The following is a 13,740-nucleotide window of genomic DNA, read 5'->3' on the forward strand; positions in this document are numbered from 1 at the left end:
TGGGCCTTGGCATGCGCCAGACGCGCAGGGTTCAGGTCACCGACGATCACCACGGCAGCGCCCAGCAGGCGCGCCGAAGCGGCAGCGGCCAGACCCACAGGGCCGGCGCCGGCGACATAGACCGTGCTGCCTGGGCCAACGCCAGCGGTCACCGCACCGTGGAAGCCGGTAGGCAGAATGTCCGACAGGCAGGTCAGGTCACGGATCTTTTCCATGGCCTTGTCGCGGTTCGGCAGTTTCAGCAGGTTGAAGTCGGCGTAGGGCACCAGCACGTACTCGGCCTGGCCACCGGTCCAGTCGCCCATGTCAACGTAACCGTAAGCACCGCCCGGACGGGCCGGGTTGACGGTCAGGCACACGCCGGTGTGCATCTCTTTGCACGAGCGGCAACGGCCGCAGGCCACGTTGAACGGCACCGAGACCAGGTCACCGATTTTCAGGCTCTCGACGTCCGAGCCTTTCTCGATCACTTCACCGGTGATCTCGTGGCCCAATACCAGGCCGATCTGCGCCGTGGTACGGCCACGCACCATGTGCTGGTCGGAACCACAGATGTTGGTGGCGACCACCTTGAGGATCACACCGTGCTCAATCTTCTTGCCGCGCGGGTCCTGCATTTTCGGGTAATCGATTTTTTGTACTTCGACCTTGCCAGCGCCGAGATACACCACACCGCGATTTCCAGACATCTTGTCACCTCTCTAGTTTTTTTTAACGAGGAGTCGCCGCACGTTTGGTGCCCAGTGTCGAATCTGGCCAGGCATCGGCCCGCCACTGAACCTGCCACGCACAACGTGTCGCTTGCAGCTAAGGATGCGCCGATTCAAACCGGGCTTTTTCGGTCACACCGCCCTCAGCTATCTCAAAAACGACAAGCACAGAAATAAGCCGCGATTTTGTCCGGACCTGAATTTCAGCCAGGCCAAAACGCCGGAATTGAGCATAGAAGCTCATCCGGGATTTGCGTGTTTAAAACGACAGAGCCTCAGCCCGCAAAGCGGACTGAGGCACGGAGGTAAACCTGAGAGGCCGGGTTACAGAACGACGGTGCGGTTGGCGTTGAGAAACACCCGCCGCTCGATGTGATAACCCACAGCCCGCGCCAGCGTCAGGCACTCGATATCGCGGCCCCTGGCGATCAGGTCTTCGGGGTAGTACGAGTGGTCGACCACTTCCACGCCCTGGGCAATGATCGGCCCTTCGTCGAGGTCGTTATTGATGTAGTGCGCCGTGGCGCCAACCATCTTCACGCCCTTGTTGTAGGCCTGGTGATAAGGCTTGGCGCCCTTGAAACCCGGCAACAGCGAGTGGTGAATGTTGATGGCCTTGCCATCGAGCTTGCGGCACAACTCCGGCGACAGGACCTGCATGTAACGGGCAAGAATCACCAGCTCTGCGCCGGACTCTTCGACCACCTGCATCACCTTGGCTTCCTGACCCGGCTTGTCGTTCGGATCCAGCGGGAAGTGATAGTAGGGAATCGAATGCCAGGCGGCCAACGGCTCCAGATCCGGATGGTTGGAGACCACCGCGACCACGTTCATCGACAACTGATTGATCCGCTGGCGGTACAGCAGATCGTTGAGGCAATGATCGGCCTTGGAGACCATGATCACGACTTTGGGGCGGTAGTTGGGGGCCGTCAGCTCGAAGACCATCCCGAACCCCGCGCCACGCTCGGCAAGGCCACTGCGAAAGGCAGCCTCGTCAAAGCCATCTGGCTGGCGGAATTCGACACGAATGAAAAAGCGCGCGGACAACCGGTCATCGAACGAATGATGCTCGGTGACATAGCAGCCCTGCTCGAACAGGTAGCGCGTAACCGCATCAACAGTACCCAAGACGCTGGGGCAGTCGGCGGTGAGAATCCAGGTATCGGGGGCACGGCTCATGAGTCATCCTTTTTGCAGATGTGAAACCGGCAGGAGCGGCTTTAGCCGCGAAAGGGTCAGGCCCGATCGCGGCTAAAGCCGCTCCTGCGACAGATCAATCAGCCCTTGATACCCAGGCCGTATTCCGCCGAAGCATCCTGCAGCCACAGCCACCAGTAGTCGGAGAAGCTGCGGCGCACCAGCAGCTCCCAGGTTTCTTCGCCGGTGCGGCGAATCACCAGTTGCGACTTGGCGAACACCGTACCCACGGCCTTGCCGACCGGGAAGTTGCTGGGGTGAACATCGTAGCTGGTGGATTTTTTCAGCACATCGACCACGTTCGGGCCGCTCAGCTCAAGAATCGACCAACCGCCGCTGACGTTGACGATAGCAATATGCTGACCGTCCAGCGCAGCGCGCAGCTTCTGCTCGGTTTCCAGTTCGGTCCCGGTCGGTACGATCAGTACCCACTCATCGGGGCCAAGCCATTGCAGCGAGCGCTCGCCGTCGATCACCAGACCCAGCGGGCCTGGCAGTTCCAGACCCAGGGCTTTTTTAACGCCGGTTGCGAAAGCCTTGTCATGACCATTACCACGAATGGTCAGGTGACCCAGCAGGTTCTTGTCGCGCAGCGACACGCCAGGGTTGGTGTTGCCTTTACCAACCAGTTTGTCCAGGCCCGCGTGGAACAGCGGTTGCTCGGCCTTGGCACCGGTGGTTGGACGTTGCTGGTATACGTTGACTGTAGTCATGACGCACCTGTTATCAATTCTGTTGTATAGCCGGGTTTCGATCTTGTGGGAGCGAGCTTGCTCGCGAAAGCCATTTGCCAAGCGCTACAAATGTGGCGTTTGGCACGGCCATTTCGCGACCAAGGTCGCTCCTACACGTTCTGGCGCTCGTTCTTCGGATCGAAGAACACGGTCGAAACGATCTCGGCCTCGATCACGCTGCCATCGGCCAGCGGCGCGTAGACCTTCTCGCCCATACGGTTGATACCGCCTTTGACCACGGCCAGGGCAAACGAATAGCCCAACGAGTTGTGCGCGTAGCTGGAGGTCACGTGACCGACCATCTTCATCGGGATCGACTGGTTAGGATCGAACACCAGCTGGGCACCTTCCGGCAGCCAGCGTTTCGGGTCCAGCGGCTTGAGACCGACCAGTTGCTTGCGCTGCTCGCGCACGCAGTCTTCGCGGTTCATGCCACGCCAGCCGATCCACGAGAACGGTTTGGTGCGGCCTACACACCAGCCCATGTTCAGGTCGTCCGGGGTCATCGAGGAGTCAGTGTCCTGACCGACGATGATGAAGCCTTTCTCGGCCCGCAGCACGTGCATGGTTTCGGTGCCGTACGGGGTCAGGTTGTACTTCTTGCCGGCCTCGGCGATCTTCTCCAGCACACCCATGGCGTAGTCAGCCTGGACGTTGACTTCGTACGACAGCTCGCCTGTGAACGAAATCCGGAAGATCCGCGCCGGTACGCCGGCCACTTCGCCTTCTTTCCAGGTCATGAACGGGAACGCTTCACGGCCCAGGTCGATGTCGGTCAGTTCCGACAGCAGTTTGCGACTGTTCGGGCCCGACAGGGTCAGGGTCGCCCAGTGGTCGGTCACGGAGGTGAAGTACACCTTCAGGTCCGGCCATTCGGTCTGCTGATACAGCTCCAGCCACTGCAGAACGCGCGCCGCGCCGCCGGTGGTGGTGGTCATCACGAAATGGTTGTCGCCGACACAGGCGGTCACGCCGTCATCGAATACCATGCCGTCTTCTTTACACATCAGGCCGTAACGCGCCTTGCCCACATCCAGCTTGGTCCAGGCGTTGGTGTAAACGCGGTTGAGGAACTCGCGGGCATCAGGGCCCTGGATGTCGATCTTGCCGAGGGTCGAAGCGTCCAGCAGGCCGACGCTGTCACGCACTGCCTTGCACTCACGGGCCACGGCCGCGTGCATGTCTTCACCACCTTTGGGGAAGTACCAAGGGCGCTTCCACTGGCCGACGTCTTCGAACTCGGCGCCGTTTTTCACGTGCCAAGCGTGCAGTGCGGTGAAACGCACTGGCTCGAAGATGTGACCGCAGTGACGGCCGGCCACCGCACCGAAGGTCACCGGTGTGTAGTTGGGGCGGAACATGGTGGTGCCCATCTCGGGGATGGTCACGTTCAGCGAACGGGCGGCGATGGCCAGACCGTTGACGTTACCCAGTTTGCCCTGATCAGTACCGAAGCCCAGCGCGGTGTAGCGCTTGACGTGCTCGACCGACTCGAAGCCCTCACGGGTTGCCAGTTCAATGGCCGCTGCGGTGACGTCGTTCTGCAGGTCGACGAACTGCTTCGGCGCACGGGCGGTGCCCTTGTCGTGCGGCACCTGGAACAGCGCGACAGTCGGCTCTTCGGTACGACTTACGGTTTTCGGCAGCACGCCTTCGACCGCCTGGAAACCGGCTTCGCTGGCCGCACGCACGCCACCTTCGAAACCATCGGCCAGGGTGTCGCCCAGGCTGTAAACGCCGTTCAGACCACCGACGCAAACACGCTTCTGAGGGGCATCGCCGGCCACGAAGCCAAGAATGTCTTCACGCCATACCGGACGGCCGCCCAGGTGCGAAGCCAGGTGCACGACCGGGCTGTAGCCGCCGGAGCTGGCGATCAGGTCAGCATCGAGCCATTCACCAGGGCTGGTGACTTTCATGCTTTTCAGGTCGATGGCCGCCACGCGGGCACCGGTCACACGCTTGGTGCCACGAGCTTCGATCACCGCACTGGAGGTCAGGATGCGCAGGCCTTTGGCACGCGCCTCTTCAACCAGCGAACCACGCGGGTTATGACGGGCATCGGCAATCGCCACCACTTGCAGGCCGGCATCCAGCCAGTCCAGCGCCACGCGGTAGGCATAATCATTGTTGGTCGACAGCACCAGCTTCTTGCCCGGTGCCACGCCATAACGACGCACGTAGGTCGACACGGCACCGGCCAGCATGTTGCCCGGTACGTCGTTGTTGGCGTAAACCAGCGGCCGCTCGTGGGTACCGGTGGCCAGCACAACCCGCTTGGCACGTACACGGTGCACACGGTGGCGAACCTGGCCGATCGGCGCACGGTCACCCAGGTGGTCGGTCAGACGCTCGTGAATGGTCAGGAAGTTGTGGTCGTGGTAGCCGTTGACCGTAGCGCGAGGCAGCAGCACGACGTTCTTCAGGCCCGCCAGTTCGGCAACCACGCTGGCAACCCATTCGGTGGCCGGCTTGCCGTCCAGGCTTTCGCGGGTGTCGAGCAGGCTGCCGCCGAACTCTTCCTGTTCGTCAGCCAGGATCACCCGGGCACCGCTGCGCGCAGCGGCCAGGGCTGCGGCCAGACCGGCAGGGCCGGAACCGACCACCAGCACGTCGCAGTGCTGGTTGTAGTTGTCGTAGCGGTCAGGGTCGTTTTCCAGAGGAGAACGGCCGAGACCTGCGGCCTTGCGGATGTACTTTTCGTAAGTCATCCAGAACGACTGCGGGTACATGAAGGTCTTGTAGTAGAAGCCCGGTGGCATCATCTTGCCGCCGACTTTACCCAGAATGCCCATCACGTCGGTGTTGACGCTCGGCCAGCCGTTGGTGCTGGTGGCGACCAGCCCGGTGTACAGCGCCTGTTGTGTGGCCCGCACGTTCGGAATCTGGGTGGCCTCGGTGGCACCGAGTTGCAACACAGCGTTCGGCTCTTCGGCACCGGCGGCAAAGATGCCGCGCGGACGCGAGTACTTGAAGCTGCGGCCGATCACATCAACACCGTTGGCCAGCAGAGCGGACGCCAGAGAATCACCGGCAAAGCCTTGGTAGGTCTGACCGTTGAAGGTGAAGTTCAGCACCTTGCTACGGTCGATACGGCCGCCATTGGGCAGACGATTGGTCTGGCTCATACCTTTTCTCCCTCGGCGGTGAACTGTGGCTTGGCGCCAATCGGATAGGTTTCGAGAATTTCGTAGGTCACGGTATTGCGGGTGACGTTGAAGTACTGACGGCAGCCGGCAGCGTGGTCCCACAGTTCATGGTGAATACCGCGCGGGTTATCACGGAAAAACATGTAGTCGCCCCACTGCTCGTCGGTGCAGGCATTCGGGTCCAGCGGGCGCGGAATGTGCGCCTGGCCGGCCGAGTGGAATTCCTCTTCGGAGCGCAGCTCGCCACAGTGAGGACAGAAGATTTGCAACATGTTCGGACTCTCCTGTTAGTGAGCGACGGCAGCAGCGCCGTGTTCGTCGATGAGGGCACCGTTGTGGAAACGGTCGATGGAGAACGGTGCCGCCAACGGGTGCATCTCGCCCTTGGCAAGACTGGCGGCAAACACGTTGCCCGAACCCGGCGTGGCCTTGAAGCCACCGGTACCCCAACCGCAGTTGAAGAACATGTTCGGCACCGGTGTCTTGGAGATGATCGGGCAGGCATCCGGCGAAGTGTCGACGATACCGCCCCACTGACGGTTCATGCGCACCCGCGACAGGATCGGGAACATCTCGACGATGGCCTGGATGGTGTGCTCGATCACCGGGTACGAACCGCGCTGGCCGTAGCCGACCCAGCCGTCGATACCGGCACCGATCACCAGGTCGCCCTTGTCGGACTGGCTGATGTAACCGTGTACGGCGTTGGACATGATCACGCTGTCGATGATCGGCTTGATCGGCTCGGAAACCAGCGCCTGCAGCGGGTGCGATTCCAGCGGCAGACGGAAGCCCGCCAGTTTGGCCATGTGCCCGGAGTTACCGGCAGTGACCACCCCGACGCGCTTGGCGCCAATGAAGCCCTTGGTGGTTTCGACACCGATGCACACGCCGTTCTGCTTGCGAAAACCGGTCACTTCGGTCTGCTGGATCAGGTCGACGCCCAGGGCGTCGGCGGCACGGGCATAGCCCCAGGCCACAGCATCGTGACGAGCCACGCCGCCACGGCGTTGTACGGTGGCGCCGAGGATCGGGTAGCGGGTGTTCTTCGAGCAGTCCAGGTACGGAATCTCGGCCGCGACCTGTTCAGTGTTGAGCAGCTCACCGTCCACCCCGTTGAGGCGGTTGGCGCTGACCCGACGCTCAGAATCACGGATGTCCTGCAGGGTGTGGCACAGGTTGTAGACGCCGCGCTGGGAGAACATCACGTTGTAGTTGATGTCCTGCGACAGGCCTTCCCACAACTTCATGGCGTGCTCGTACAGGTGGGCCGATTCGTCCCACAGGTAGTTGGAGCGCACGATAGTGGTGTTACGGGCGGTGTTGCCGCCGCCCAGATAACCCTTCTCGATCACCGCCACGTTGGTGATGCCGTGTTCCTTGGCCAGGTAGTAGGCGGTCGCCAGACCATGGCCGCCACCGCCGACGATGACCACATCGTAGACCTGCTTGGGCGTTGGCGTGCGCCACATGCGCTGCCAGTTCTCGTGGTGGCTGAGGGAGTGCTTGAAAAGGCCGAAGCCCGAATAACGTTTCATGTAAGGCGACTCCTGACTCAGCGGTAAACCGGGAAATCGGCGCACAGGGCGGCAACATGGCTGGCGACGTTAGCCTCGACATCGGCATCGCCGAGGTTGTCGAGGATGTCGCAGATCCAGCCGGCCAGCTCGATGCATTGGGTTTCTTTGAAGCCACGGCTGGTGACAGCCGGGGTGCCGATCCGCAGGCCCGAAGTCACGAACGGCGACTGCGGGTCATTCGGTACGGCGTTCTTGTTGACGGTGATGTGCGCGCGGCCCAGGGCGGCGTCAGCATCTTTACCGGTCAGGCCCTGACGGATCAGGCTGACCAGGAACAAGTGGTTGTCAGTACCGCCGGAGACCACGTCGAAGCCGCGGTCGATAAACACCTTGGCCATGGCCTGGGCATTATTGATGACCTGCTGCTGGTAAGCCTTGAAGCCTGGCTCCAGCGCCTCTTTGAAGCACACGGCCTTGGCGGCGATGACGTGCATCAGCGGGCCGCCCTGAGCGCCGGGGAATACGGCGGCGTTGAGTTTTTTCTCGATCTCTTCGTTGGCCTTGGCCAGGATCAGGCCGCCACGTGGACCGCGCAGGGTCTTGTGGGTGGTGGTGGTCACCACGTCAGCGAACGGGATCGGGTTGGGGTACAGGCCCGCTGCGACCAGACCGGCCACGTGGGCCATGTCGACGAACAGCAGCGCACCGACCTTGTCAGCGATGGCGCGAAAGCGCGGGAAGTCCAGGGTCTTGGAGTAGGCCGAAAAACCGGCAACGATCATCTTTGGCTTGTGCTCGACGGCCAGGCGCTCGACTTCGTCGTAGTTGATCAGACCGGTGTCGGTGTCGATCCCGTACTGCACGGCGTTGTACAGCTTGCCCGACGAAGAAACCTTGGCACCGTGGGTCAGGTGACCGCCATGGGCCAGGCTCATGCCCAGGATGGTGTCGCCGGCTTGCAGCAGCGCCAGGTAGACCGCCGAGTTGGCCGAGGAGCCGGAGTGCGGCTGGACGTTGGCGTAATCAGCGCCGAACAGTTCCTTGGCGCGATCGATGGCCAGTTGCTCGACCTTGTCGACGTGCTCGCAGCCGCCGTAGTAACGCTTGCCCGGATACCCTTCGGCGTACTTGTTGGTCAGGCCACTGCCCTGCGCTTGCATGACGCGCTTGCTGGTGTAGTTTTCAGAGGCGATCAGTTCAATGTGGTCTTCCTGACGCTGCTCTTCGGCATTGATGGCCGCCAACAGTGCATCGTCATAACCCTGAATCTGGTCTTGTTTGCTGAACATCGCGGTCTCCCCAGCGGCGTCGCGGCGCCATTCATTATTGGATAGGGTGGGTTCATCACCCAGTGGCTGAGATGGTAGGCCGGCGGCGTCCTGCCCAGATGCCTGCACACGCCACGCAAAGGTGCTTTTACGACATGGATTTGACGGCGTGGAACATTCCGCCATGCGCCGTCGTCGCGGCGCCTCTGAAAAGCCCTGCAAGTGACGCGCAAAGCCCTGTAAACCGTGCCTTTGCGCGATCAGCAGGCGAGCCACAGCAACCGAGGGCTGCGGCGGTTTTACCGGGAAAAAGAGGGGAATCGGGAGAGGAGAATGGCGTATTCAGACAAGTGACGCGGGTCATTGCAGGAGCGGCTTTAGTCTTCGCGGATAAATCCGCTCCTGCACGCAACGGCTATCAGGCGTCCGGCTTGCCCGGTGCCTGTGCATCAGCACGGAACATGGCGCGGATGCCGCGCACCGCCTGACGGATCCGGTCCTGGTTCTCGATCAGGGCAAAACGCACATGGTCGTCACCGTATTCACCAAAACCGATACCCGGCGAGACGCACACCTTGGCCTCGGCCAGCAGCTTCTTGGCGAATTCCAGCGAGCCCAGATGGGCATAAGCCTCGGGGATCTTCGCCCAGACGTACATCGAGGCCTTGGGGTTCTCGACCATCCAGCCCAGCTCGTGCAGGCCCTTGACCAGCACATTGCGGCGCTGGCGATACTGTTCGGCGATATCCAGCACACACTGCTGGTCGCCTTCCAGTGCCGCGATGGCTGCTACCTGCAGCGGCGTGAAGGTGCCGTAGTCGTGGTAGCTCTTGATTCGCGCCAGGGCGCCGACCAGTTCCGGATTACCGACCATAAAACCAATCCGCCAGCCGGCCATGTTGTAACTCTTGGACAGGGTGAAGAACTCCACCGCAATGTCCTTGGCACCCGGAACCTGCATGATCGAGGGTGCCTGCCAGCCGTCGTAGACGATGTCGGCATAGGCCAGGTCGTGAACCACCAGCACGTCGTACTGCTTGGCCAGCGCAACCACGCGCTCGAAGAAATCCAGCTCAACGCATTGCGCGGTGGGGTTGGACGGGAAGCCGAGGATCATCATCTTGGGCTTGGGAATCGAGCCACGAATGGCCTTTTCCAGCTCGGCGAAAAAGTCCACGCCCGGCACCAGCGGCACCGAACGCACCTGGGCGCCGGCAATCACGGCACCGTAGATGTGGATCGGGTAACTGGGGTTGGGCACCAGCACCGTATCGCCCTGGTCGAGGGTGGCGAGCATCAGGTGCGCCAGGCCTTCCTTGGAACCGATGGTGACAATGGCTTCGCTTTCCGGGTCGATATCGACTTCGTAGCGCTTTTTGTACCAGTTGGAAATCGCCCGACGCAGGCGTGGAATACCCCGTGAAGTGGAGTAACCGTGGGTGTCTTCGCGCTGGGCGACGGTGACCAGCTTTTCCACGATGTGCGGCGGCGTAGCCCCGTCGGGGTTACCCATGCTCAGGTCGATGATGTCTTCACCGCGACGACGAGCAGCCATTTTCAGCTCGGCGGTGATATTGAAGACGTACGGGGGGAGTCGATCGATGCGCGCAAAGCGGCGCGGCGAACCTTGGTCAGCCATGAGAATCTCGCAAACGTAAGCGCCCGGAACCGTCCGAGCGACGCAGGCCGCATGAGGCGGCCTGCGCGCAAGATAAGCGCAGTGCCAGTATCTTGTCTACACCCTTGGGTTTCGAACGCTGGTTGCCAGCAGCGCAGTCCCCACCCAGAGCGGTGGCAGCCTTTGACTGCTGGTCAGCGCTTCAGGCCCCGGCGGCTTCGGCCTTGTCCTTGACCGGGGCTTTTTTCGTCGGTTCGGTCTTGGCCGGCGCCTTGTTGGCCGGTTCTTTCTTTGCTGGCTCTTTCTTGGCCGGTTCCTTGTGCGCTGGCGCCTTATGAGTGGCCTCTTTACTGACCGGCTCTTTCTTCACCGCGTCCTTGGCTGGCTCGACCCTGGCCGGAACCACCGGTGCAGGGGCTGGCTCAGGTGCCGGGGCCGGGGCTACGGGGGCAGCAACCACTGGGGCCGGGGCTTTTTCTGCTGGTTTTTCTTCGCCACCAAACATCCGCGAGAAGAAGCCCGGCTGCTCATCCTTTTTCGCCGGCGCCACTGCCGGAGCCGGTGCCGGCGGGATCACTTTCGGCTCGAACGACTTGCCGGCCGCCAGATCCTGCACCTGGCTGGCTGCGCGCTGGCCGCTGCGCAGCGCGCCTTCCAGGGTGCCGGGGTACAGGGTGTCGGTGTGCTCACCGGCAAACGCGACGCGCTGCACCGGTTTTTCCCAGACCCGCCAGAACTTGCTGATCTGCCCCGGACCATAGGCCAGGTACGAACCGCCCATCCCCGGGTCGACGCTGTAGCGGCGGATTTCATAACCGGTATAGGCACCGCGTGCCTGTGGATAGAACGCATGCAGGCGGATCAGCACCTGATCGACCAGTTGCTTGTCACCAAACGCCTGCATGATCCGCGCGTTGTCGCCCGACAGGTTGATCACCACGTTGGCGCCGCCCTTGAGCGCCGGTTCGATCCACAGCATGCCAAGCCCGGTGTTGCTGAAAATCTCGCCCGACAGGCGCGCCTTGCTGTCCCACACCGGGGTTTTGAACTTGAGCATGATCTGGTCGCGCCAACCGTAGTTGGTGCTGCGCAGCGCGCCCAGGTATTTGTCGCCCAGCGCCGGGGTCATCTGGATTTTCGCCAGCGCCCGCAGCGGCACGGCCAGCACCACGTAATCGGCGCTGTAGCCGACGCTGCCAACCTTGACCGTCACGCTGTCCTTGTCCTGAATAATCGCCGACACCGGCGACTGAGTCTTGATCGACTTCAACTGCCTGGTAAACGCCTCGGTCAGCACCGCGCTGCCACCGGGCAACCGCGCCGCACGACGGTCGCGGTCATCGACGCCACGGTACACCCGGGTCTGCTGGGCAAAGTACAGCAGCGACAGGCGCGAAGGCTCGTCGTAGCGGGTACGGATTTGCTGGTTGATCAACTGCCGGGCGGTTTCTGGCAGATTCTGCCGGTCCAGCCAGTTGGACACGTTGATCTGGTCCAGGGCAAACAGCGTGCTGTTGGCTGCCGGGTTCTCCGGGTCGTCGATGGAGCGCGCCAGATTATCCAGCGTCTCTTCGTAACGCTTGAGTGCCTCGGCAGTGGCAGGCTGCTTGACGGCCAGGTCTGCGGCGCTGAAGTGCACGCCGTCGATCAGGTAGCTGGGCGTGCGGACAAACTCCGGCGCAGCAACGCTGGTCAGCTTGAAGGTGTTCAGGTACTGGTTGAGCAATGGCTGAACCTTGTTGCTGCCGATCCACTCGCTGGTGGCCAGGCCCGAACGCCCGCCGGTGCTGCCTTTGGCCTCCAGCACAGTGACCTGCCAGCCCTTGGCCTGCAGTTCATAGGCGGCCGTCAGCCCCGCCAGTCCGCCGCCGACCACGATGGCGGTCCGGGGTTTGTCGCTGGCCAGTGCATTAAAGCTGACCAGCCCTATCACCAACAGCGCACAGCCGCGTAGCAAAGCGAAACGCATTGCGCAAACTCCGATAAAAAATGTGGAAAAGTTCAGGAAATGTCGCGAAGAGCCGCGAGCATACGTGACTGACGAAAGGCCTGCCAGCGATCAAAGGTTGTCCCTGAGCCGGGCATTCACTAGGCTTGCGCGATTCGCTTAATGGAGAGCGCCCATGGGCCTGAATGATCAGTGGATGCAACGTGACCTCAAGGTCTTGTGGCACCCCTGCACGCAGATGAAAGATCACGAACAACTGCCGCTGATTCCGATCCGCCGTGGCGAGGGTGTGTGGCTGGAAGACTTCGAGGGCAAACGCTACCTGGACGCGGTCAGCTCCTGGTGGGTGAATGTGTTCGGCCACGCCAACCCGCGCATCAACCAGCGCATCAAGGATCAGGTCGATCAGCTCGAACACGTGATCCTCGCCGGTTTCAGCCATCAGCCGGTCATCGAACTGTCGGAGCGGCTGGTCAAGCTGACCCCGGAAGGCCTGACCCGCTGCTTCTATGCCGACAACGGTTCGTCGTGCATCGAAGTGGCCTTGAAGATGAGCTTTCATTACTGGCTCAACCGCGGCCAACCGGACAAAAAACGCTTTGTGACCCTGACCAACAGCTACCACGGCGAGACCGTGGCGGCGATGTCGGTGGGTGATGTGGCGCTGTTTACCGAGACCTACAAGTCGCTGCTGCTCGACACCATCAAGGTGCCCAGCCCGGACTGCTATCACCGCCCCGAAGGCGTGAGCTGGGAGCAACACTCGCGCACGATGTTCCAGGCCATGGAACAGACCCTGGCCGAACACCACGCCAGCGTCGCGGCGGTGATCGTCGAGCCGCTGATTCAGGGTGCCGGTGGCATGCGCATGTACCACCCGGTGTACCTCAAGCTGCTGCGCGAAGCCTGCGACCGTTACGGCGTGCACCTGATCCACGACGAAATCGCCGTGGGCTTTGGCCGTACCGGGACGATGTTCGCCTGCGAACAGGCCGGTATCCGGCCGGATTTTCTCTGCCTGTCCAAGGCGCTGACCGGCGGCTACCTGCCGTTGGCGGCGTGCCTGACCACCGATGAGGTGTACAGCGCGTTCTACGACGAATACCTGACCCTGCGCGCCTTCCTGCACTCGCACAGCTACACCGGCAACCCGCTGGCATGCGCCGCCGCGCTGGCAACGCTGGATATCTTCGAACAAGACAATGTGATCGAGGCCAACAAGGCCCTGGCCCAGCGCATGGCCAGCGCCACCGCGCACCTGGCCGACCATCCGAATGTCGCCGAAGTGCGCCAGACCGGCATGGCCCTGGCCATCGAGATGGTGCAGGACAAAGCCACCCGGACCGCCTACCCGTGGCAGCAGCGTCGGGGCCTGAAGGTGTTCCAGCATGCCCTGGAGCGTGGCGCGCTGCTGCGCCCGCTAGGCAACGTGGTGTATTTCCTGCCGCCTTATGTAATCACCCCGGAGCAGATCGACTTTCTGGCCGAAGTGGCCAGCGAAGGCATCGACATCGCCACGCGTGAAACCATCAGCGTGGCAGTACCGGAAGGCTTCCACCCGGACTTTCGCGACCCCGGCTGAACCCGACTATC

10 protein-coding genes are annotated in these 13,740 nt (G+C 62.0%); 1 reads left to right on the plus strand and 9 read right to left on the minus strand.

Annotated elements, in window-relative coordinates; all coding sequences use genetic code 11:
* The 9 genes from NJC38_RS26440 to NJC38_RS26480 form a co-directional block, all read right to left on the minus strand.
* Positions 1-689: alcohol dehydrogenase catalytic domain-containing protein (locus tag NJC38_RS26440; protein ID WP_253117848.1), on the minus strand; the 689-nt coding region annotated here is incomplete at its 3' end.
* Positions 690-1,034: 345 nt separating this feature from the next.
* Positions 1,035-1,892, minus strand: a complete 858-nt coding sequence (locus NJC38_RS26445) for a formyltetrahydrofolate deformylase (RefSeq protein WP_253117849.1) — start codon at positions 1,890-1,892, stop codon at positions 1,035-1,037.
* Positions 1,893-1,990: 98 nt separating this feature from the next.
* A complete protein-coding gene (gene soxG, locus NJC38_RS26450; protein ID WP_253117850.1) occupies positions 1,991-2,623 on the minus strand; it encodes a sarcosine oxidase subunit gamma family protein in 633 nt (210 codons plus the stop codon).
* 131 nt (positions 2,624-2,754) lie between these two features.
* The gene (locus NJC38_RS26455; protein ID WP_253117851.1) at positions 2,755-5,772 is read right to left on the minus strand and encodes a sarcosine oxidase subunit alpha; all 3,018 of its coding nucleotides are present in this window, start codon (positions 5,770-5,772) and stop codon (positions 2,755-2,757) included.
* Complete coding sequence (locus NJC38_RS26460; RefSeq protein ID WP_045484475.1) at positions 5,769-6,065, minus strand: sarcosine oxidase subunit delta; 297 nt, start codon at positions 6,063-6,065, stop codon at positions 5,769-5,771. Before NJC38_RS26460 ends, NJC38_RS26455 begins: the two co-directional genes overlap by 4 nt.
* 15 nt (positions 6,066-6,080) lie before the next feature.
* Positions 6,081-7,331, minus strand: coding sequence for a sarcosine oxidase subunit beta family protein (locus tag NJC38_RS26465; RefSeq protein ID WP_045484477.1), 1,251 nt, complete (start codon positions 7,329-7,331; stop codon positions 6,081-6,083).
* 17 nt (positions 7,332-7,348) lie between these two features.
* Positions 7,349-8,602: a serine hydroxymethyltransferase gene (gene glyA / locus NJC38_RS26470; RefSeq protein ID WP_045484479.1), complete on the minus strand. Its 1,254-nt coding sequence runs from the start codon at positions 8,600-8,602 to the stop codon at positions 7,349-7,351.
* Between the two features lie 397 nt (positions 8,603-8,999).
* Entirely contained in the window at positions 9,000-10,220 is a 1,221-nt protein-coding gene (gene alaC, locus NJC38_RS26475) for an alanine transaminase (protein ID WP_045484480.1), read from the minus strand.
* Positions 10,221-10,401: 181 nt separating this feature from the next.
* On the minus strand, positions 10,402-12,168 hold the full coding sequence (locus NJC38_RS26480) for an FAD-dependent oxidoreductase (RefSeq protein ID WP_253117852.1): 1,767 nt from the start codon (positions 12,166-12,168) through the stop codon (positions 10,402-10,404).
* Between the two features lie 154 nt (positions 12,169-12,322).
* On the opposite strand from NJC38_RS26480, the gene NJC38_RS26485 reads away from it, so the two are divergent.
* Positions 12,323-13,729, plus strand: a complete 1,407-nt coding sequence (locus tag NJC38_RS26485; RefSeq protein ID WP_253117853.1) for an adenosylmethionine--8-amino-7-oxononanoate transaminase — start codon at positions 12,323-12,325, stop codon at positions 13,727-13,729.
* Positions 13,730-13,740 lie beyond the last annotated feature (11 nt).

The organism is Pseudomonas sp. 21LCFQ010 (assembly GCF_024129905.1).
Lineage (GTDB): Bacteria > Pseudomonadota > Gammaproteobacteria > Pseudomonadales > Pseudomonadaceae > Aquipseudomonas.

What these genes read in the sequence shown, in the direction of transcription:
- NJC38_RS26445 (WP_253117849.1), bottom strand. Translation starts at nt 1,892, where the DNA reads ATGAGCCGTGCCCCCGATACCTGGATTCTCACCGCCGACTGCCCCAGC.
- soxG (WP_253117850.1), bottom strand. Translation starts at nt 2,623, where the DNA reads ATGACTACAGTCAACGTATACCAGCAACGTCCAACCACCGGTGCCAAG.
- NJC38_RS26455 (WP_253117851.1), bottom strand. Translation starts at nt 5,772, where the DNA reads ATGAGCCAGACCAATCGTCTGCCCAATGGCGGCCGTATCGACCGTAGC.
- NJC38_RS26460 (WP_045484475.1), bottom strand. Translation starts at nt 6,065, where the DNA reads ATGTTGCAAATCTTCTGTCCTCACTGTGGCGAGCTGCGCTCCGAAGAG.
- NJC38_RS26465 (WP_045484477.1), bottom strand. Translation starts at nt 7,331, where the DNA reads ATGAAACGTTATTCGGGCTTCGGCCTTTTCAAGCACTCCCTCAGCCAC.
- glyA (WP_045484479.1), bottom strand. Translation starts at nt 8,602, where the DNA reads ATGTTCAGCAAACAAGACCAGATTCAGGGTTATGACGATGCACTGTTG.
- alaC (WP_045484480.1), bottom strand. Translation starts at nt 10,220, where the DNA reads ATGGCTGACCAAGGTTCGCCGCGCCGCTTTGCGCGCATCGATCGACTC.
- NJC38_RS26480 (WP_253117852.1), bottom strand. Translation starts at nt 12,168, where the DNA reads ATGCGTTTCGCTTTGCTACGCGGCTGTGCGCTGTTGGTGATAGGGCTG.
- NJC38_RS26485 (WP_253117853.1), top strand. Translation starts at nt 12,323, where the DNA reads ATGGGCCTGAATGATCAGTGGATGCAACGTGACCTCAAGGTCTTGTGG.